This is a genomic window from Amycolatopsis keratiniphila (genome assembly GCF_000400635.2).
GTDB classification, from domain to species: domain Bacteria; phylum Actinomycetota; class Actinomycetes; order Mycobacteriales; family Pseudonocardiaceae; genus Amycolatopsis; species Amycolatopsis keratiniphila.
This window is the reverse complement of the sequence record NC_021252.1, coordinates 6,230,542-6,251,000: the sequence shown is the minus strand read 5'-3', so window position 1 is coordinate 6,251,000 and position 20,459 is coordinate 6,230,542. Positions and strand designations below refer to the sequence as shown.

Annotated in this window: 12 protein-coding genes; 7 read left to right on the top strand and 5 right to left on the bottom strand. The window is 67.4% G+C overall.

The window, feature by feature from the left end; all coding sequences use genetic code 11:
* Nucleotides 1–9: 9 nt before the first annotated feature.
* Together AORI_RS68510 and AORI_RS68505 are read left to right on the top strand one after the other, a co-directional pair.
* Nucleotides 10–1,260 (top strand): cytochrome P450 family protein, encoded by a 1,251-nt coding sequence (locus AORI_RS68510; protein ID WP_016335827.1) that lies wholly within the window; start codon nt 10–12, stop codon nt 1,258–1,260.
* 46 nt (nt 1,261–1,306) lie between these two features.
* Nucleotides 1,307–2,203 (top strand): AurF N-oxygenase family protein, encoded by an 897-nt coding sequence (locus AORI_RS68505; protein WP_043848264.1) that lies wholly within the window; start codon nt 1,307–1,309, stop codon nt 2,201–2,203.
* Between the two features lie 437 nt (nt 2,204–2,640).
* Here AORI_RS68505 and AORI_RS68500 read toward each other — a convergent pair whose 3' ends face one another.
* The 3 genes from AORI_RS68500 to AORI_RS68490 are packed head-to-tail and all read right to left on the bottom strand — an operon-like array spanning nt 2,641 to nt 11,814.
* Complete coding sequence (locus AORI_RS68500) at nt 2,641–7,584, bottom strand: KR domain-containing protein (RefSeq protein WP_016335825.1); 4,944 nt, start codon at nt 7,582–7,584, stop codon at nt 2,641–2,643.
* A 22-nt stretch (nt 7,585–7,606) separates the two neighbouring features.
* The gene (locus tag AORI_RS68495) at nt 7,607–10,636 is read right to left on the bottom strand and encodes an SDR family oxidoreductase (protein ID WP_016335824.1); all 3,030 of its coding nucleotides are present in this window, start codon (nt 10,634–10,636) and stop codon (nt 7,607–7,609) included.
* Entirely contained in the window at nt 10,633–11,814 is a 1,182-nt protein-coding gene (locus tag AORI_RS68490) for an acyltransferase domain-containing protein (protein WP_158509144.1), read from the bottom strand. The genes AORI_RS68495 and AORI_RS68490 overlap by 4 nt, the downstream gene beginning before the upstream one ends.
* Before the next feature lie 614 nt (nt 11,815–12,428).
* Here AORI_RS68490 and AORI_RS68485 point away from each other — a divergent pair.
* Nucleotides 12,429–13,490, top strand: coding sequence for an AMP-binding protein (locus AORI_RS68485; RefSeq protein WP_016335822.1), 1,062 nt, complete (start codon nt 12,429–12,431; stop codon nt 13,488–13,490).
* Nucleotides 13,490–14,863, top strand: a complete 1,374-nt coding sequence (locus AORI_RS68480; RefSeq protein ID WP_016335821.1) for an aldehyde dehydrogenase family protein — start codon at nt 13,490–13,492, stop codon at nt 14,861–14,863. Before AORI_RS68485 ends, AORI_RS68480 begins: the two co-directional genes overlap by 1 nt.
* A gap of 106 nt (nt 14,864–14,969) precedes the next feature.
* Here the strand turns inward: AORI_RS68480 and AORI_RS84445 are convergent, their stop codons facing one another.
* Nucleotides 14,970–15,194 carry a hypothetical protein gene (locus AORI_RS84445; protein ID WP_228688205.1) on the bottom strand — a complete coding sequence of 75 codons (225 nt, stop codon included), beginning with the start codon at nt 15,192–15,194 and terminating at the stop codon, nt 14,970–14,972.
* A 186-nt stretch (nt 15,195–15,380) separates the two neighbouring features.
* Between AORI_RS84445 and AORI_RS68475 the strand changes: the two genes are divergently transcribed.
* The gene (locus AORI_RS68475) at nt 15,381–16,544 is read left to right on the top strand and encodes a methyltransferase (RefSeq protein ID WP_228688204.1); all 1,164 of its coding nucleotides are present in this window, start codon (nt 15,381–15,383) and stop codon (nt 16,542–16,544) included.
* A 195-nt stretch (nt 16,545–16,739) separates the two neighbouring features.
* Here the strand turns inward: AORI_RS68475 and gntA are convergent, their stop codons facing one another.
* Nucleotides 16,740–17,444: a guanitoxin biosynthesis heme-dependent pre-guanitoxin N-hydroxylase GntA gene (gene gntA, locus AORI_RS68470; RefSeq protein WP_043849041.1), complete on the bottom strand. Its 705-nt coding sequence runs from the start codon at nt 17,442–17,444 to the stop codon at nt 16,740–16,742.
* A gap of 712 nt (nt 17,445–18,156) precedes the next feature.
* On the opposite strand from gntA, the gene AORI_RS68465 reads away from it, so the two are divergent.
* Together AORI_RS68465 and AORI_RS68460 are read left to right on the top strand one after the other, a co-directional pair.
* Nucleotides 18,157–18,759: a GNAT family N-acetyltransferase gene (locus AORI_RS68465; RefSeq protein WP_016335818.1), complete on the top strand. Its 603-nt coding sequence runs from the start codon at nt 18,157–18,159 to the stop codon at nt 18,757–18,759.
* Nucleotides 18,756–20,135, top strand: coding sequence for a pyridoxal phosphate-dependent decarboxylase family protein (locus tag AORI_RS68460; protein ID WP_016335817.1), 1,380 nt, complete (start codon nt 18,756–18,758; stop codon nt 20,133–20,135). The genes AORI_RS68465 and AORI_RS68460 overlap by 4 nt, the downstream gene beginning before the upstream one ends.
* Nucleotides 20,136–20,459 lie beyond the last annotated feature (324 nt).

The following is a 20,459-nucleotide window of genomic DNA, read 5'->3' as shown; positions in this document are numbered from 1 at the left end:
GGAACTTCGGTGGATGACCTTTCGACCGCCCGCACCGTCCAAGAGCGACGGTGCCCCGTCGGCACCTCTTTGCACAGCAAGCTCAGGACACCGGAGTTCGCGGCGAATCCGTTCGACCTGCTCGGCGAACTGCGGGAGAGCGGGCCGGTGCACCGGTGCGAACCGCCCGGCGCGGCCCCGATCTGGCTGATCACCCGACACGCGGAGGGGGCCGCCGCGCTCACCGACCCTCGGCTGGTGAAGGATCCGACCGCGGTCGGTCTGCCCGCGGGCTGGCAGCCCGGCACGGAAACGTCCCAGCTCTGGTCGAAGGATCTGGCCGGCAACGACCCGCCGAACCACACCCGGCTGCGCAAGCTCGTGGCCCGTCCGTTCACGAAGCGCCGTGTCGAGGCGATGCGGCCGGGCATCGAGAAGGCGGCCCGGGAACTGCGCGAGACCATGGTGCGGCACGAAACCTTCGATCTGGTCACCGAGTTCGCCGGCGGTCTGACCACCGCCACGATCTGCGATCTGCTCGGTATACCCGCCGCCGACCGGGACACCTTCCAAGGGTGGGCGGACACGTTCTTCACCGTCACCGTGCCTGGGCAGGCGGACAACGACCTGTTCGTCTCGATCACCAAGTATTTCGCCAGGCTCATCGCCCGCAAGCGCGACGATCCGCAGGACGATCTCCTGAGCGCCCTGATCAAGGACACCGGAAACGACAAACTCGACGGCCACGAACTGATCTCGATGGCGTCGTCGCTGCTGCTCACGGGGCACGAGCCCGCCGTCCGGCTGATCGGCAACATCCTGTTCAGCCTGCTGCGGAGGCCCGAACTGGTCCGGGAACTGCGAGAGGACCCGTCGCTGATCCCCGCCACCATCAGGGAGATCATCCGATTCGACAGCCCGGCGCTGACCTCGTTGGTCCGCTTCGCCGCCGAAGACATCGAGATGGGCGACGTGGTGATCCGCCGCGGGGACGCCGTGCTGGTCTCGTTGCTCTCGGCCAACCGTGATCCGGCGAGGTTCGAGCAGGCGGACGAATTCCTCCCGGCCCGGGACACCGCCGGTCACCTCGGTTTCGGTCTCGGCATCCACTTCTGCATCGGCGCACAGCTGGCCCAACTGGAGGCGGAGGTGGCGGTGCGGGAACTGCTGCCGCTGCTGCCCGAACTCAGCCTCGCCGTGCCGGAAAGCGAACTGCCCTATCACCCGGGGCTGCAGATGTACGGGGTGCAAAGCCTGCCGGTGCGCCTTCACCGGACGTGACGAACCCGCTTGGCTCTATTCGCCGAACTAGTGGAGATGAGGTGCCATGTCCCCTGTGACAAGGGAAACGAACCGTGAGAAGACGGCGGAGCGGCTGCTCAAGTCGTCCGCCGGAAAATTCTACGACCCCGAAGTCGACATCGACTGGAACGCTCCACTGGTCGAGGGCAAGTCCTTCATGCTCCCTCACCGCTCTTCGCTCTACGGCACGAAGCTGTGGGACACGCTATCGCATGAGCAACGCATCGAGCTCAGCAAACACGAGATGGCCAACGTCGCGGGTTTGGGATTATGGTTCGAAAACCTCGTGATGCAGATGCTCCTCAAAGAGCTCTACACAGGGGATCAGATCAGCTCGCACGCCCAGTACGCGCTGACCGAGATCGCGGACGAATGCCGCCACTCGACCATGTTCGCGCGGCTGACCGTCTGGATGGATTGCCCGGTCTACGGCCCCGTACCGTGGATGCGCCAGCTGGGGAAGCTCCTGCCCACCCTCAGCTACGGGCCCGCCCGTTATGCCGCGATCCTGGTCGCGGAAGAGGTACTCGACCGCATCGGGCGTGAACAGATGAACAACCCGGACATCCAGCCCCTGGTGCGGATGGTCAACCGGATCCACGTGCTCGAAGAGGCCCGTCACGTCACCTTCGCCCGCGAAGAGCTCACCCGCGGGATGGCCCGGCTGTCCAAGGCGGAATTGCTCTACCAGCAGGCCATGGCCGCACAGATCTCGTTCCTCGTGGTTCGCGCGTTGGTCAACCCGAACTTCTTCGCGGCCGTCGGGATCCGGCCTCGTGACGGAGCCAAAGCGGCATGGAGCAACCCGAACTGGCACGAGACCATTCGTTGGGCGGGAGAGAAGGTCATGCCGTTCCTTCTGGATTCGGGCCTGGTCGGCAAACCCGGCATGTACTTCTGGCGTAAGTCCTTTCTTTTGTGAAGTGTGGAGGAGCACGGCGTCGCGGGCCGGCCGACGGGTGAGCCCGATCCTTGACGGGTAAGGGCGACCACGGCGCGTCCGTGAAGGCCTCCTTCCCTACCTTGAGAGTAGGGAAGGAGGCCTTTATGTCTTTCACGCCTACAAAGCCGCGGGCCACGAGTAGGTACCTGAGAGAGGGTTCGGGTTCTATTGAGGAGTAAGGCAAAGGTGGCGTGGTCGGTACAGGGGGCGTGAGTGGCGTTTCGTGTTCTAAGCCGAAACGCCACTCACGACCAGCGCACGACCAGGGCCGAAGGCTCCCATCACCGCATCAGACGCGACGAAGGGAGCCTTCACCCCGCCGCCTGCCCCGCCCACGAGCACGACACGTTTGCCATACTCCTCAATAGAATCCGAAACGCCACTCACGACAGCGGCTCGGCTAGGCCGCATTCGCCTCACCCGCCGTCGACCCGCAGCACCACACGTCCGTCCGCCATCGCGAGTCCTCCGCCCGGCTCCATGTGCACGGCTGTGGCGCCCCTGGCTCCTGGAAGGGCGACGATCCGCGCGATCTTCATCTGCCCCCCGGTGGACTCCGCCGGCGCCAGGATGGCGGCCAGCGCCGGATGCGGCAGGCAGGCGGCAGGCGTCGGCGTACCGCACCAGAGGTCCTCGTCCGCGTGGGCGCGCACCCCGACGAGCCCGCCGACCGGGGCCTCGGGCGCCTCGGGCGGGCGCTCGCCGTAGTTCACCACCGCCGTGGCCACCGTGCCGGCGTCGTCGTTCACCGTCACCTGTACTCGCCAGACCTCACCGTTCCAGCCGCCGGCCGCGTCGAACTCCAGAGCCAGGGAGTTCCCGTCATGCCGAAGCCTGTCGAGGTGGATGTCCACCTCGGAGATCGATTCCAGGTGCTGGCGCGGATGTCCTTCCGGGCGTACCCAGTCACCGGCGGCGAGGACGTATTCGAGCAACATCGGCACGGAGAGCGCGCCGGTGGATTCGCGCAGGTGGGGGTCCTCGGCGAGGGTCCATCGGTGCCGAGTGCGGAATCGCTCGTGCTCGACGAACCGGCTGACCTCGCCGAGGAGCAGCCTGCCGGTGTCCACTCGTCTCCGGTCCGGGCTCCCGGCGGGCCACGCCGTGCTGCGCAGATGATGCGGCCGGGCCATCACGCCGAGCCTGCCGAAGTAGCCGGATTCCCCGCTGTGGTCAGGGTTCGCGGTCAGTGCGGCCATTTCCGAGAGCCAGTTCGCGACGCCGTTCGCGGGTGACATCGTGGAACCGTAACGGGCGGCACCGACGTAGTGCACGATGTTGCCGGTGCGTTCCCAAGTCGGCCAGTTGATCGTGTGCACAGGCACGCCACTACGCCGCGCCGTCCACAGTCCGAGCCTGCTCAGCGCGCCGCTGCCCGCCGCGTAGGCGGTGTGACCGACCATCCCGCCGCTCGCGGACATGGATCCCGCGCAGGAGACGAAGCGCAAGGGCCGGTCCACCGACGCCCGCGCGGAGACCGCGTCGAACAGGGTCGCGAAGCCGGTGACCTTCACGTCGACCGCCCGCACCACTTCCTCCGGCGTCAGCCGGGAGAACCGGACACCGCGGTAAGTGGCGGCGTTGTGCACCAGCACGGTCGGGCCGGCGTCCAGAGAGGACAGAAGTCGTTCGACCTGAGCCCGGTCGGTGACATCGCAAGGCTCGTAACGGATCCGCAGGCCGTTATCGGCCGCGGCGGCGAGGTTGGCCAGCGCGGTTCGGACGAATTCGGCGTCCTCGACGGCGCGACGGCCTTCGGCGACTCCGCCGGGTTCACCGGCCGCCTCGATGAGCCGCCTCTTGCGCCAGTCGGTGAAGGTGGCGTCGTCCGGCTCCGCACCGGGTCCGGTCAGAGGGCGTCTTCCGGTGACCACCACCTCCGCGCCGAGGGCGGCGAGTCGCCGCGCGAGGGCGAAACCGACTCCTCGCCCGCCACCGGAGACGAGTACGCAGTCTTCGGGGCCCACCGGCGACGCCGAGGCCGGGTCCGATGGTGCGGAGGTGATCCGGACACGCTGAACGTGGCGTACCCCGTCCCGGTAGCCGACCTCCTGATCGCCGGGCAGTCCGGCTTCGGTGTCGAGCACCCTGGCGATCGTGGCGGCGTCACCGCGGTCGAGGTCGATGCTCCTCGTGCGGACCCCGGGAAGTTCGACCATCAGGTTCTTCGCGAGTGCGACCCAGGCCCCGCTCAGCGGTTGGGGGACGGGACCACCGGAGCGACCGAACAGCCCGTCGCCATGGCCGACCGTCAGATACTGGAAGCGGTCCGCTTCCGCCGATTCGAGCCAGTGGTCGTACACCGCCTGGAGTGCCGCGGTGGTGGTCTGGAGAGCTTCACGCCAGGCCTGATCACCCAGCTCGTAGTCGGTGAGACCGGTGAGCGTGAGATCCGCGATGACATCCCACTCGGCCGTCAGTTCCGCGACACGCGCCGGGGAATCCGCCGTGACGACGACAGCGCCTCGTGCGGCGAGTTGTTCCGCCACCGCTTCCGTAGTGGGTCCGTGCGCGCCCAGCACCAGCACCCGCCGGTCCAGGAGCCCACCCGGAGCGGGCTCCGCCGGACGCGGCACCGGCTCGGCCACCCAACGCTGCACCGGCCTCGAGAAGGAGGAACCGTCGTAGGCGAGGAGCTGCGGGCGCACCGCCGGTTCGTTTTCCGCGCCGTCCGCGGGTGCCCGCACCGCCGGTGGGGGCACCGTCAGAGGATGTGCCGCACGCTGCTCGTCGACCGTCCGCACCTGTCCGCTTTCCTGATGCACGTAACCCAGCGGTTCGCCGGTCGCGCCGGTCATCCGCAGCACGAGCCGTCCGTCCGAGGTGAAGACCCCGCCCCAGTCACCGGTCTCCGGGCCGGAGGTGGCCCTCAGCGTCAGTTCCTCCCCGGCCAGCGCGACGTCGTCGAGTCCGCCGTAGAAGTCGATCCTGCGAACCGTCCGCGGCACCGCGATCGGGCTCCACCCGTCTTCGGCGGCCACCGCCATCACCTGCGCCAGCGCGTCACAGACGACGGCGGGGAACACCGCGTCCTCGAACCAGCGCGTCACCTCGACGCGGTCGAGTGTCAGCGTGGCCAGTTTGCCCTCGTGACCGAAGTGGACCCGTTCTGCCGCCGCGAAGATCCCGGACAGCGCGACGAACGGGTTCGGCAGTTGATAAGGGTTCGCCAGCTCCACGGAGCCGGCGGTGACGGGAAGCCGATCCGGTCGCGGCCGCGGGCACTCGACCTGCCGGTCACGCAGGACCACCGACATCCTGCCGTGCTCCCGGTCGGTGGCCAGCACCGTCCCGTCCGGCGCGACGACATCGGTCAGGATCCGAACTCGCACCACGGTTTCGCCGTACTCGCCAGGCGTGTCCTCGACGACCTCCGCCACGATCTTCTTCCGCTGCGGCTGGGCGGAATCCCGGAAGACGCGGACGAAGCGGTCGAGGGAGAGGTCGCGTACGCCGACCGGCACCCGGCCGGGCACCAGCGCTTTCGCCGCCTGTGCGGCGATCTCCACGACGAGCATCCCGGGGACGGTGGGATGCCCGCCGACGAGATGGTGCCGCAGGTAGGTGTCACGGTCGACGCTGAATTCTCGGTGGGCGACCAGCCTGCCCGCGCCCGCTTCGGTGACTTCGCCGAGCAGCGGTTCCGCCTTCGGCCCGGGGCCGGGGGCCCAGACCGCGATCCGCTGCGGATGCCGCTCGCTCATGATGCGCCGTTCGACCGCGCCGAAATAGCCGAGGGTGGGGGCAGCGCCCGGCCTGCTCAGCTCGGCGAGGAAGTGCGCGATGCCCTCGGCGGCGGGCATCCGCGACAGATGCCGGTCCAGCACCTCGGCCACCAGTGGCTCGGTTGAGCGGGTCGTGCCGTCCCACAGTCCCCAGCCGAAGGTGGTTTCGGTCGAATCCGTCGCCGCGTCCGCGGCGGTGTACAGGAAGTCGTTGGCCGCGGCATAGTCGGTCTCGCCTTGGATACCGAAGAGCCCGGCCAGCGAACCCGCGTTGACCCAGCGCCGCGGCGGGTTCGCGGCGAAGGCGTGTTTGAGCGCGTGATAGGTGTCGACCTTGATGTCACGCACGGCGCGGAAGTTCTTCAGCGGTTTCGCGGGCAGTTCCGCGGAGCGGGTCAGCCCGGAGAAGTTCAGCAACAGATCCACGGGCCTCCCGTCGTGCGCCGCCACCACCTCCGCGCACACCCGCCGGACCTCGTCCGGATCACGCGTGTCACACACGTGGTAGTGCACCTTGCCCTCGCCGCAAAGCGCGGTGAGCCGGGCGAGATCGGCGTGCACTTCCCGGGCTTGGGCGAGTTTTCGCAGCCTGGCGTTGGCCATCGGTACACCGCCGGCTTCACGGGCGGCCGCCACCAGGGCCGTCCGGCGACGAAGCCGATGGGCTTCCTCGTCCTCGACCAGTTCTTCGTGGTCGTAGGCGGAAAGGTCGTTGGTGCCGAGGATGTGGACGACGGGACGGCAGTTCTCCGCCAAGCCGAGCAGGGTGAGCATTCCGATGCCCCGGCTCGTGCCCGCACCGAGGACGACGGAGCCCTCGGCCAGTACCGGTCCCCGCGCCGGCGGCACGGGGGCGGGCCGCGCGCGCCGTACCCAGCGCTCACCGCCTCCCAGTACGACTCCCGGCAGGGCGTGCCGGACCCGCATCTCTTCGGTGAGCTGCGCGGGAGCCGCTTGATCGTCCGCAGCGGTCAGGACCACGCAGAACCGTGCGTCGGCGACCACCGGTTCCAGCTCCAGCACCTTGACCAGTCCGGTGAACAATCCCGCGTAGGGGTGGACCGCTCCGTCTTCGCGTGCGCCGCCGGAAAGGGCGATTCCGTAGGTTTCCAGCTCCCTGGCGGCCTTCGCGACGAGAAAACAGGCGTCATGCAGCCGGAGTACATCTGCGGGGGCCGAAACACGGTCCAGCCAGTCGTGCCAAGGATCAAGGGTCGCGAGCACGCGTACATGCCGGTAGGACCGTTCGGCCAGCATCGCGAGCAGTTCCTCGTCGTCGCTCACCCGCCGGCCGCCGAGCCGCCAGCCCACGTCATCGAACCGAAGGACGGTCGCGTCGTCCGACAGCCCCTCCGGCACCGAAGCGCCATCAGCGAGCACCGCCAACGTGTCGGCTGGGAACAGCGGTCCGGCAGGGAGCACAGGGACGCGCTTTTCCCGCTGCCAGGACAGTTCGTACCGTTGCAGCACGGTCGTGGGCGAGGCCGGGGCCCTGACCCGCAACCGGGCCGTCCGGCCGTTCGACTCGCGGGCCACGACCTGTTCGGGCACCTTGCCGGTCAGCACTTCCAGCAGTTCCCGCGCTCCCTCGGCGCCGAAGAGATGCGGTGAATCGACGCCATCCGGAATGCTCATGACAACTCCAAAGCAGTGTGCGTCAGGGTTCGATGTGCGCGAGCACGGGTAGGGACCATTCCTCGGCCTTCTCCGCCGAAGTGACCGCGAAGAGGTAAGCGCCTTCGACGTCGACGGAGTCACCGGACGGTTTCTCCCGTAGCGACCGGACCCAGGCGGGGTACGGGTTGGCGCTCATCCCGCCCACCAGGGCCAGGTCGAGATCGCCTTCTTCGAGGAACCGGGCCGCGGTCTCGAAGGATTCGAGCAGAGCCGCGTTCCCGGCGTCCACCACCAAGTTCAGCCCGCGGAGGTCGAAGTGGTTGGCGATCCTGGAGGCGATGACGTTCGGCATCACCCCGGGCTGGGTGTCCGGGTTGATCGCGGGCCAGGTGCCTGCCACCTCGGACCACATCCGGTCGAGGAAGTCCGCCACGGCGGGGGCAGGATTCCCGCCCACCGCGGCCCGGATGTCGTCGAAATGCACCCGCAGCTGGGCGCCGTGCATCGCGCCGGTCTGGCCGGTCACACCGAACAGGACGCCCGTGGTGTCGCGGTGGGTCTCGCACTGTTTCCGCACCGGGGCGGGAAGCCGCGCCATGCATTCGAGGGCCAGTAGCTGTGCCCTGTCGATCCGGCGCATCATCGGCGGTGGCAACGCGACCCCGTCGATCGGGTGGACCGGGTAGACCGCACCGAAGGAGGCCGCGCCGTCGTCCGGCTCGCAGGCCGACCAGCCGACGATCACCAGCGGCCGGGACCGGACGGCGACCGGGGCGGCCCCACGCGGCTCCTCGGACGTCCTCGAATACAGCTCGGGAAGATACTCCGACACCACGGCTGTCGCGTTCGTGCCGCCGAAGCCGAACGCGGCCACCGCGCCGGTCCGCGCTCGATCACGGGCACTTCGCCGCCAGTCCGTGGTCCGGCGTGGCACCTCGATGTTCGTGGTCTGCTCCGTGACCCGCGCGGGCAGGCGTGCGAACCGGTGCTGGGGCGGGATCCGGTCGTGGCGCAGACACAGCAGGAGGTGGATCAGGGACACCACGCCCGCCGGCCACCCGGTGTGCCCGATGACGGATTTGTTGGACACCACGGTGACCGGGCGGTCCGGCGCGTAGACCTCGGCGATACCGAGCAGTTCGGCGGTGTCGCCCGTGGGGGTGCCGGTCGCGTGCGCGATGACGAGGTCGATGTCCCGCGGGCTGGTGGCGGCCTTGGCCAGCGCCCGTCGCGCCGCCATCACCTGGCCGGTGGTGGCGGGTGCGTTGATGGCCTTGCCCTTACCGTCCGCCGACAGACCGACTCCACGGACGATGCCGAGCACGGTGTCGCCGTCCGCCAGCGCCCGGGACAGCTTCTTCAGCACCACGAGTCCCGCGCCGTCGGCGAACAGCACGCCGTTGGCGCCTTCGTCGAGCGATCGGACTTCGCCGGTGGGGGACAGGCCGCCCATTTTGGCGAACGCCACCATATAGGTGACCTGCATGACGGCCGAGCCACCGCATACGGCGACGTCGCAGCGGCCGGAATTCAGTTCGCGGATACCCCGGTCCAGTGCGTACAGCGAGGACGAACAAGCCGTGTCCACCACGTGCACGGCGGAATCACGGGGGAGGATCCCCGCGATGGCGTCCGACGCGATCGCGTGCGGCAACGACCGGGCGGCATCGCCCGTGCCGCGCGGGAAACGGGCCAGGACGCGCTGCTCGACCTGATGTTTCTCCTCAGCGGTCATGCCCTGCGCGTGTGGTCCGTCAAGCGCTTCGCGTACCGCGGCCACCACCTGGGCCTCGGAAAGGTGCTGGCTGCCGTCGGCGGTGAGCCCGACGCAGAAGGCGACTCGGTCGCGCGCGCCCACACTGGTGCTCTCGAGCGCCTGATACAGGCTGTGCCGCAGCCACAGGGTGCTGAAATCGACGTCCGCCGGTGCTTCCGCCGCGAGCCGGGGATGCGGACGGAAACCGGTGATGAGACCGGAAACCGGCTGCGATCCCTTGTCCGGCACGTCGGTGCGGTCAGGGGTGAACGCGGCGGTCACCCAACGATCGGGGGTGGCCTCGGTGAACAGGTTCGGTCCGTCGACCAGCACGTCCCAGAACTCGTCCGGACTGGACGCGCCGGGAACCGCCATGCCCATCCCCACGACGACGATCGGATCTTCGGTGTCCGGCTCCGCGGGCGGAGTGGACTCGGGTGCCGGTGGTGGAGCGACTTCCCGCACCGCGCGGGGGTTCTCGATCCGGCGCTTCGCAACGACGGGCTCGGGGGTGGACTCCGTTTCCTGCTCGGGAAGATTCCCGCACATCAGGTCGACACCGCCGTCCGCGCTGACCGTCTGCCCGGTGATCCAGCGGGAGCGGGACGAGGCGAGGAAAGCGACCAGCTCGGCGAACTCGTCGACCTCACCCAGCCTGCGGCCCAATGGCGTCCGGTCCCGCATCATCGAGGCGAAGTCGGCGTAACCGGGGAACATGCGACCGCCCGCGGTGTCCAGCAGCCCGCCGGAGGCGGTGTTGACCCGGATCCCCGCCGGGCCCAGCTCCACCGCGAGATACCGCGTCATCGCCTCGAGCGCCGCCTTGGTGACGCCGATGGCGAGGTAGTCCTTCAGCACCGAGCGCGCCCCCACCGAGGACACGTTGACCACACTGGCCTGACCGCTCGCGGCCAGCAGCGGCCGGGCCCGTTGCACGCAGCGCAACGGTGCCTTGAGGTTCGTCGCCAGTGCCCGGTCGAGCTCGTCCTCGCTGATCCCGGCGGCGGTGCCGAAGATCCCGAGTGCGGCGTTGTTGACCAGGATGTCCAGTCTGCCCTCGGCCTCCAGGATTTGCCCCATGATCCGTTCGACGTGCTCGTCCTTGGCGACCGAACCGCGCGCGAGCCGGACGTCCAGCCCTTCGGCGGACAAGCGCCCGGCGATCTCCTTGCCTCGCTGGAAGGAGTGGAAGCAGTTGAGGTAGACGACCGCCCCGCGGCGCGCGAGCAGTTCCACCACCGCGGAACCGACGCCGCCCGCGCCACCGGTCACCAGCGCGACGCGGCCTTCCAGTTCCCCGGTCGCCGGGTTCACCCGCGACTGCCGATCACATAGTCGGTGACCTTGGCGAGCGTGTCCAGGTCGGTACTGCGGAAACCCGGCGCGGGCGCGGGAAGATCGAAGATCTGCCGGGCCTTCGTCAGCAGTTCCGTCTGGCGCATCGAGTCGACGCCGAGGTCCGCCTCCAGCGCCGCGTCCTCGGTCAGCACCTCGACCGGGTATTCCAGCGCTTCGGCGTACAGTTCCCGCAACTGGGAGAACACCTTCCCCCGCGCCGGGATCGAGCCGGCGGCGACCAGGGCCGGAGCCGGCACCGTCTCCTGCGCAGGAGGCGCGGCGGGAGCCGGGACGGCGACCTCCTGCCGTGTGCTGCGGGCAGGGGTGGTTTGCCCGGTCTGCGTGAGGGCGCTCACCGCGGAGGCGAGCGGCATGGCGGCACGGACGAGTTTGGTGAGCGTCTCACCCGCGCCCAGCTCGATGAACGACCGCCTTCCTTCGGCGTAGAGGCCGGAAAGTGTCTCCCGGAACTGAACCGGCTGGGACAGATGAAGCCCCAGCAGGGTGGCCAGGTCGTCGCCATCGTGATACCGGCGCCCGAGGATCGGGGAATACACAGGGACGGCGAAGCCGCCCGCTTTGTACTCGGCGGCCTTGGTGGCCAGTTTCCGCCCCGCCGGAACGAGAGCGTGATTGTGGAACCCGTAAGGCGAAGAGACCGCGCCAGTGCCGATTCCGAGCGTTTCCGCCACCGTGCGAGCCGTGGCCAACTGCGCCGCGGGACCCGACAGCACGCTTTGTTCGTCGGCGTTGTCGACCGCGAAGGCCAGGCCTGGCAGTTCCGCGAGCGAGAGCAGAAGCTCGCTGCGGGCCCGGCCGCACCGCAATGCGAGCAGGCCGCCCTCGGGAGCGTGTGCACGCAGGACTTCGTTGCGGTCACAGACGAGGGAAGCACCGTCCGCGACGGAGAACGCCCCGCCGATCACGAGGGCCGCGATCTCCCCGAAGCTGTGCCCCACCACCAGATCGAGGATCGTGCCGCGGGCGGCGAGAATCCGGTACGCGGTGACGGAGGCGCCGTAGATCGCCAGCTGGAGTTCGTCCGGATGCCGGGTGAGCATTTCTTCGAGCGAGGGTGCCTCGGCCGCGAACACCACCGAACTGACGGTGCGGCCGGTCCGTGCGCGATACACCTCGTCGATGGTTTCGAACACTTCGTGCACCGATTCGTCACCGCGTGCCCAGGGAACGGCCAACGTGCCTGGCCGGTACGCCCCTTGTCCGGGAACCAGTCCGACTTCAGTCTGTCCGAGGTCCATCGTTCGGCCCACCTTCTGTCCGGCTTCTGTTTTCTGTCGTGCCAGGAAATATGGGGAAGCTTTCGATTTCCGGACGGTATCGGCCGACCTCGCGTCAGAAGGTGAAAAGTGCCCGAACAGTGCGCGGGGTAGCCCTTTTGTCACCGGTGCCGGGGTACGCGTGAAGTTCACCTGCGGCCGACCGGCTCATGATCGAGGGGTTGCCCTTTCGGGCAGGGTCGTTGGACGAAGGAGGGGGACCAAGGGTGGCCTGTCACGGCCGCCGGTCACCGTCGCCCCGCGCGCAGGTTCATGGGGCAGACCCGCTGTCCGAAAGTCCTCGCGTGATGGTCTTTTGGAGTGTATCGGGGGTTGCATTGTTGCCGTAACGGTACGTGACTGGGTACATCTTTCGGTGTTGCGCTCCGATGACCTCGGAAACTGGGGAGTTTCCCGTCTGAGGCGATTTCTGGATCGGCAGGTAAAGGTCGATGTCCGTTAGTCTTTCTTTTCTCGAGTGGGACCATGAATTGGCGGCTGCCGAGGGTGACTTCTATTCGGCGGCGATGGAATGGCACTTCGGTCCGGAGACAGGGTCGCCGTTCTGGCTGGCCAAGGCGGACTCCCTCGGGTTCGATCCGCGCCGGGACGTCCGTACCCACGCCGATCTGCGCCGGTTCCCGAATGTGGTCGGCGAACTGCGGAACGTTCCGGTCGAAGCCCTGATACCGCGGGGATACGGTGACCGACCGGATGTGATCGGCGCCTTCGACAGCGGTGGCACCACAGGCGCGCCGAAACGCGTCCTGCTCATGTCGGACTGGATGCGGCATTCCTTGACGTGGAAGTCGCTGCGCATGGACGACCTGGGATTCCCGTTCGACGCCAACTGGCTGACGATCGCGCCGAGCGGACCGCATATCTTCGGCAGGTTGATGGCCGAGGTGACCCGGATGCGAGGCGGCATCTGTTTCACGATCGACCTCGATCCGCGCTGGGTACGCAAATCGCTGGCGCTGGGGCGCACCGAAGAGGCGAACAGGTACGCCGACCATGTGGTGGACCAGGCGCACTCGATCCTCGAACAACAGGACATCGGCGTTCTCGTGGTGACCCCGCCCTTGCTCGTCCGGATGGCCGAGTCCGACCGCCTGGTCGACCTTGTCAACGAAAAGGTGTCGGTGATCATGTGGGGCGGAGCGCATCTGGACGCCGACACTCGCGCGGTCCTGCAGGGCGAGGTTTTCCCGAAGGTAAGGCTTTGCGGCCAGTACGGGAGCACCATGATCTTGGGTGGGAGCATGGAGCGCGCGGGTTCCGGTAAGCCGGCGGGACAATGCGTGTTCGATTCTTTCTCGCCCTACACGACGTTTTCGGTCGTCGATCCCGACTCGTTGAAGGAGGTCGCCGAGGGCGAGCGTGGGCAGGTCGTCATGCATCACGTCAGCAAGTCCTTGTTGCTGCCGAACAACCTGGAGCGGGACCTCGCCACCAGGGTCGCCGCGCCGGCCGGAGCCTTGGGTGTCTCGGTCGCCGACGTCACACCCGTCGCCGTCTTCGAAGAGGCCCAGGTCATCGAAGGTGTCTACTGATGGCCGTCATTCCGCGCCTGGACGCGCTCGGCCCTTCGAACACCTTCCGGTCACACCGTGCCGACGAGGTGACCGGTGTGGACGGGACCGCGCTTGCGGAGCTCAGCTTGGCGCCCGGTCTCTACGTGAAGCGCAGTATCGCGAGGATGCGGGAAGCGCGTCCGATGCCCTTGTCGGTACGGATCGACCGGATCGCGGCCGCTGGCGCACGGTTCTTGCGAACGGTCGGCGGGGTCTCGCTGGACGAACACGAGCGACAGGTGTCGCAAGCGTCCGGCGTGGCGTTGTCCGTGGTCAGAGAGGCCTCCCAGGCCATCGTGCGCAGCGCCGCGGCGGTGGGGGAGTCGGTGCGGCTCGCGCGCCCGCTCGGAACCGGTGACGATTGGCACGAGGTGTCTTCGACGGGAGCGGTCTGGACGCGCCGAGGTGACGTGCTCGCAGTGCAGGCACCGGGAAATCATCCCGCGACCCACGCCGCCTGGCTCGAGGCGCTCGCGTTGGGATACCGGGTCGCCGTACGGCCTTCGCGACGGGAACCGTTCACCCCGTATCGCCTGGTCCAGGCTCTCCGAATGAGCGGATTCGGCGCTGAGCAGGTGACTTTCCTGCCCACGGACTACACCGTGGCCCGGGAGTTCGTTGACACCGCGGATCTGGCCTTGGTCTATGGCGGAAGCGACGCCGTGGCCAGGTATCGGGACCGGGGCGATGTACTCGTGCAGGGGCCGGGCCGCTCCAAGGTCTTGATCGCCGACGGCGACTGGGCCGAGCATGTCGACACCGTGGTGTCCTCCGTGGCCGGCTTCGGGGGAACCGCCTGCGTGAACGCCTCCGCGGTCCTGGTCGACGGCGAAGCGGCCGCATTCGCGAAAGAGCTCGCCCGCCGGCTGGCCGAAGTCGCCGTGGCGCCACCGGCGAGCGAAGCCGCCGTTCTCCCCGCGTTCCCGTTGGAACGCGCACGCGAACTCGAGACCTACCTGCGGAGCGAGCTGGACGGTGGCGAGCTGCTGTCCGGCGGTGAGCTTCTCGAACCGTTGCCCGGTGGCGGTGCGGTCCTGCGACCGGCTGTCGTCCTGCTCGACCGTCCGAATCCGTCGCGGCTCGGTATCGAGCTTCCGTTCCCGTGCGTGTGGGTCGCCCCGTGGTCGCCCGCGGACGGGATCACGCCACTTCGCCACAGCCTGACCGTCACCGCCATCACCGGCGACGAAGAACTGTTGGCGTCGTTGATCGAGGAAACCACCATCGGCAACCTTCACATCGGTGACCGGCCGACCCACGAGATGCGGCCCGGCCTGCCGCACGACGGGCACCTGGCGGAGTTCCTGATGCGAAGCAAGACCGTGATCCGGGGCGACTTCGCCCACCACTGAGACGGCTTTGGTCGATTCGGGAGGACCGAAAGTGCTGAGCAGTCAAGACGAACTCCGGTTGTACAGGGCTGCCTCGCTGGCCGCCCGGTCGACCGCCCCAGGTGCCCTAGCCCGCCTTCTCGGGAATCCTGCCGCCGCTGACATCGACGATCGAGTCGAGTTCGATCACGTCGCGGTCCTCGTCTTCCCGGATTCCGAGACGGACGTCCGCGATTTCCTGGCCGAGGCAGGCTTCGAGACGAGGCCTTCCGTGCCGAGCCGGGTGGTCCGGTCCAGGCTCGCCGAGCGCCATCGTGTTGCCGAGGATGATCTGGACGTCACCATCGTCCACGCGTCGCCGATCACGGGCCTAGGCGGCGACCTGGAGATCTTCGTCCTCCCACGCGGCTCGGCCGAGAGGGTCGCGCCGGGGCTCATCGAGCGTGAGCGCGCGAGGGAGGAAGAGTCCCACACCGGTTGGCTGGTCGCGGAGGGGCAACTCGAGGGAATCCGGCGGACCTGCCGGGACGCTCTCGGGATGGAACCCGATGGTGGTGGCCACAATCCCCACGAAGACACCGGTACGGGCGGCCGGTCGGTGGTGTACTTCAAGGCTCCGGCAGGCGACAACGAGTACCGCCCCCGGTTCGAACTGACCGCGAGAGGACACCACGCGGAGGTTCTCGCCGCGCACGTGGGGGAACCGGTGTCGATGCCCGACGAGCACACCGCTCTCCTGTCGCTCCTCGCCGGCCACTGGTCGGCACGTGCTCTCCACGTGTCCGTCGAGCTGGGGATCCCGGACGCGGTCGGCGACGAAGCGCTCGAGCCGGCTGAAGTGGCACGCCGTATCGGTTGTGATGCCGGCGCCACCGCACGTTTTCTGCGATTCCTCGTGCGGGTGGGCGTGGTCCGGCTGCGAGCGAACGGTTGCTACGAGACGACGGAGAGGGGAAGACTTCTCCGTGCGGCCAATCCCTTCAGCGACTTGACCCGGCTCTACGGTAACGAGTTCTACGACGCCTGGAACGAGCTCGCCGCAGCTCTGCGAACGGGTCGCACGGCCTTCAGTCATCACTATGGGATGGAGCATTTCGACTATTTCGCCACCGCCCCGGAATCGTCCCGGACCTTCGACCGCGCCATGCAGGCCGTCACCCGCCTCGTCGCGGAGGAGCTCAGTCACTCCTGTCCTTTCCCCGCCGGAACGACCGTGGTCGACATCGGGGGTGGCAATGGCACGTTGCTACGCACGATCGTGGACGAGCATCCCGGCGTGTCGGGCGTGGTGTTCGATCGAGCGCACGTCATCGGATCGGCGGTGACCGAACCCGGCGGTAGGGTGCGCTTCGAGGCAGGCGACTTCTTCGAGGAAGTACCCGCGGGTGCGCAGACGTATCTGCTGTCCCGGGTGCTGCACGACTGGGATGACGAGGATTGCGACCGCATCCTGCACAACTGTCGCCGTGCTTGCGATGCCGGCGCCAGGCTTCTCGTGGTGGAGCGCCTGCTTCCGAGCGGCTCGTCGAGCCGGCCGGTCGATCTCGCCGAACCCTGGGACTTGCAGATGCTCGCGGTCACCGGTGGCCGCGAGCGCGATCGGACGGAGTACGAAAAGCTCCTGTATGGATCGGGTTTCCGTGTCGATCGGGTTATCGCGATGCCGGTGGATCTGAACCTTCTCATCGCCACCGCGGTCTGACCCGTCACAGAGCTGACATTCGCAGGCCTCCGTCGTCGCCGAGCTCGTGAATACCCTGCTCGGCCCAGGTGAGGGGCAGCCTCGCCAGGGGTTTACGTTGCACTCACCCGAATACGTCGGCTGATGTCGGCAAGACCTCGTCACACCTGCTGGCTCAATCCTCCAGGTGAGGGGCACGGCGGACGGTGCCAAGAGTCAGCCGGCGGGGCGCTGCACCATGTCCGAGGTGTACTTGACCGAAGAAGGTTCGTGTCGCGAGGTGAACGGACACTTCCAGTCCTCTTCGGTCATCCGTCCGGAGAAGTGCCGGGACGGCATCTGGTACTCGTAGGTGGTGAAGCTCGGGTTGACCGAGCCGTTGTTGGTCGTCTCGCGTTTGCGGATCGCGTCCTGCATCGAGAAGAACTTGTCGCCCAGCAACATGAATTGCAGCATCGAGTTGAACGCGATCGCCGGCCGGGAGAACCGGCGGCTCGCCCGGGACGAACCGGGGTGCATGCCGATGGCGAAGAACGAGTGCCCGCCGACGTGGAAACCGAAGTTCGGTTCGTTGGGATCCGAGGTGAAATCTTCGTCGAGGCCGTAGGTGCGGCTGTCGATGTCGTGCATGAGCTGGAGATGGCGCCACATCAGGCGTTCGTACTCCTCCTCGTGGAGGATCCCGCCGGGTTCTTCGAAGGTGGACACGAACGTGCGGAAGCTCTTGTCCGACAACGTAGGCCGGATGTCGCGGGCGTAGCCGAGCATGTCGCGGTAGTGGGCACGCGCCGACTCCGGATCGCCCAGCGTCGGATAGTGGCCGTGGACGATCGAGCCCTTCTTCAACGCGGCACGAGCTCCGAGGCAGCTGAACTCCGTGGTCTGGATGAACGCTTCGAGCTCCGCTTTCGGGTCGCTCATTTCACTCCACCTTTCCGATACTTCCCGGCCGATCGATGCCTGCCGGGGAAGCCAGTCGAAAGCGCGCGCGGGGGCCGGGCGCGCCGGGAGGGCCGGAGCGGTCACGTGGCCCGCGCCGACGTCCAGTGCCGCGATCGTACACTCAGGACGGTGGTCGACTTCGATGTCGCCGGTGAGGGAAAGCGAGGGCGCGGAAAGTCCGGCCAGTCGGGTGCCGTCGACCTTGAGGTAGGCCTCCTTGCAGGTCCAGTACCGGAAGAAGGTCAGGGGCTCGAACACGGCGTCGGCCTCTATCGGTCGCAGCGCCGCGTGGTCAGGCCGTCGTGGTCGACTTCCCGGACCTCTTCGACGACGATACCGACCCGGAACCCGGCCGCGACCAGCGCCAGCGCACTGGATCGGACAAGCTGAACTCGATCCCCGTCGCGCCGTCCAAGGCCGGGCGGGCACCGTCGCGGCATCATCACCCAGAGTCGGCGTGTAACAGCCGTGACCACTTTGTGTCACTCTCCAGCGGGTTCATTCTTTTCCCTTTCGGGCAGTTTCACCGGAAACTTCGCCCTGATTCATTGAACGTCGATCGGCGTCAAAAGGCCGCCCGGTTACGGTACAGCGGTCGTGATCTCAACCTCACAACGGCGACAGCGTCCGTCGGCAGCCGATGTCGGTACCGACCATGAGTGCAAGTCCTACAGGGAACGGAAGTTCGGCCGTGCAGATCGTGAACGCCACAGAAAGCGACGCTCCGGCAATCGGCGAACTCGTCGCCGAATCATTCGCGCAGTTGGACCTGGCGCGCTGGCTGATCGACGACAAGGACGATTGGAAAAGAATCGCTCCGCGATACTTCGAGGCGGAGGTCAGGGATGCCGTGACCAACGGCGCCGTCTACACGTTCCCTGATCTCTCTGCCGTCCTGGTCATGTTCGACGGCGACGCAACGCACGAACCTGATCCAGGCCGGCAAAAGTGGCTCGAGGAAACTACTGGGCCATACTATGACAGGTTCGTGCGGCTCGAAGAGGCTTTGAAGGATCGCCGGCCGAGCAGGCCCCATCAATACGGTGCGATCGTTGCCGTCCGCGCTGGAGATCGCAGCAAGGGAGCCTGCTCCCTGCTGCTCGAACATTTCCACCGCATTCTCGACGAACGCGGGCAAGACCTTTACTGCGAAGCCGCGAGCAAGAATCTGGAAGGTTTCTTCGCCCGGCATGGCTACACCACGTTCGGGCCGCCGGTGATCCTTGACGGCCGCGAGCTTGTGCATCCGATTTGGCGCGATGCCGGCCGCCCTGCCGACGAGGTGCATTCATGAATCAGCGCATGCATCGACACGATGATAGGCTTTTCGACCTGATTTCGAACCATGTGCACGAACAGTTGCACAGCGACGACATCGCTTTGGACTGCCCGGACTCGGGTGAGGATCTCGGCGAGGTATTGGACGGCCTGCTCTGCGCGTCCGGGAACGATCCGGAACACGTGCTCAAGCTGTACCAGCGAGAGTTGTCTCGAACGATCATAAACCAGGCAAGCCCTCGGTTTTTGTCCTTTATCCCGGGAGCGCCGACCAAGGCGGCCCAACTGTTCGACATGGTGGTGTCCAGCGACGCGCTCCTGGGCACGTTCTGGCTGGAATCAGCCGGGGTGATCGCGGCGGAGAACCAAGTTCTCCGGCTGATCGCCGATCTGGCCGGTCTTCCCGCGACAGCCGGTGGCTGCTTCGTCTCCGGCGGCTCGGCAGGAAATCTCTCGGCTCTCGTGGTGGCGCGTGACATAGCCCGTCGGCGACTGGGGCTTCCCGTGGGTTCCCGGCTCAGGGTCGCGGTCAGTGACCAGGCGCACTCTTCGGTGGGGAGCACGCTCAACGTCATCGGGGTGGAGGCATTGGTCGTACCGTCTGTCGACCATCGTTTCACCGGAGCGGCATTGCGCGCGGCGCTGGAGGACGACCGCGACCCGAGCCCCGTGATCGCCGTCGTGGCCACGGCTGGAACCACCAACGCCGGAATCATCGACGACCTGGCGGGGATAGCGGATGCCGCCGAGGCGCACGACCTGTGGTTCCACGTGGACGCCGCCTACGGTGGGGCCGGGCTCTTCGCCCACTCGGTCCGGCGAAAATTCGATGGCATCGAAAGGGCCGACTCCTTCATCGTCGACTCGCACAAATGGCTGTTCGGCCCTTTCGGTTCCGGCGCCCTGATCTACCGGGATCCCCAGGTGGCCAGATCTGTGCACAGCCAGGTCGCGCCGTATCTCGATGGCGTGCAGACCCACGCCGGACAATCGAAATGGAATCCTTCGGACTACGCTCACCACCTCACCCGCACTCCCGGTGGCATGCCTCTCTGGTTCTCCCTCGCGGTCCACGGAACCGATGCCTACCGCAGCGCCATCGAGAGCGGAATCTCGATCGCCAAGGAGACGGCCGATCTGATCCGCGCCGAGTATCCGCATCTCGAAGTGATTCGCGATCCCGAACTGTCCTGCCTGCTTTTTCGGCGGCACGGCTGGTCCGCAGGCGACTACTACCGCTGGTCGAAGGAGTTGCTCGCCGACGAGATCGGCTTCATCCTCCCGACCACCTGGGAGAACGAGGTCGTCGGCCGATTCGCCTTCGTGCACCCGGGAACCACCATCGAAATGGTTCGCCAGGTCCTGGACAGCACTACTGAGCCTGCAAGCTGAAGTTCGATCGCCGCTGATGAGAATTCCGCGCCGGTACCGCTCGCTTCCGGTGCGCAGCCTGTTCCGGCAGAGCGCCGACGGCCTGCGGCAACCTCAGTGCCGCCCACAAAGTGGAAGCCGATCTCGCCGCCCTTGATCTCCGGCTGCCCGGTTTGGCATCTCCGGCCGGCCGCTACCCGCCGACACGAGCCACTGGCGAAGCCTGGGACGAGGGGGGTAAGCACCCTCACCGCCGCGCTCGGCGAACTGGTCGTGCCCCGCCCGATTCCGTCGATGCCGCTGTGTGAGCAGTTCTCGCAGACGGCGGTGGTCGGCTCCGTCGGT

Excerpts from the sequence above, each read along its gene's own strand:
- AORI_RS68505 (WP_043848264.1), top strand. The coding sequence starts at position 1,307 with ATGTCCCCTGTGACAAGGGAAACGAACCGTGAGAAGACGGCGGAGCGG.
- AORI_RS68500 (WP_016335825.1), bottom strand. The coding sequence starts at position 7,584 with ATGAGCATTCCGGATGGCGTCGATTCACCGCATCTCTTCGGCGCCGAG.
- AORI_RS68480 (WP_016335821.1), top strand. The coding sequence starts at position 13,490 with ATGGCCGTCATTCCGCGCCTGGACGCGCTCGGCCCTTCGAACACCTTC.
- AORI_RS68475 (WP_228688204.1), top strand. The coding sequence starts at position 15,381 with ATGGAACCCGATGGTGGTGGCCACAATCCCCACGAAGACACCGGTACG.
- gntA (WP_043849041.1), bottom strand. The coding sequence starts at position 17,444 with ATGAGCGACCCGAAAGCGGAGCTCGAAGCGTTCATCCAGACCACGGAG.
- AORI_RS68460 (WP_016335817.1), top strand. The coding sequence starts at position 18,756 with ATGAATCAGCGCATGCATCGACACGATGATAGGCTTTTCGACCTGATT.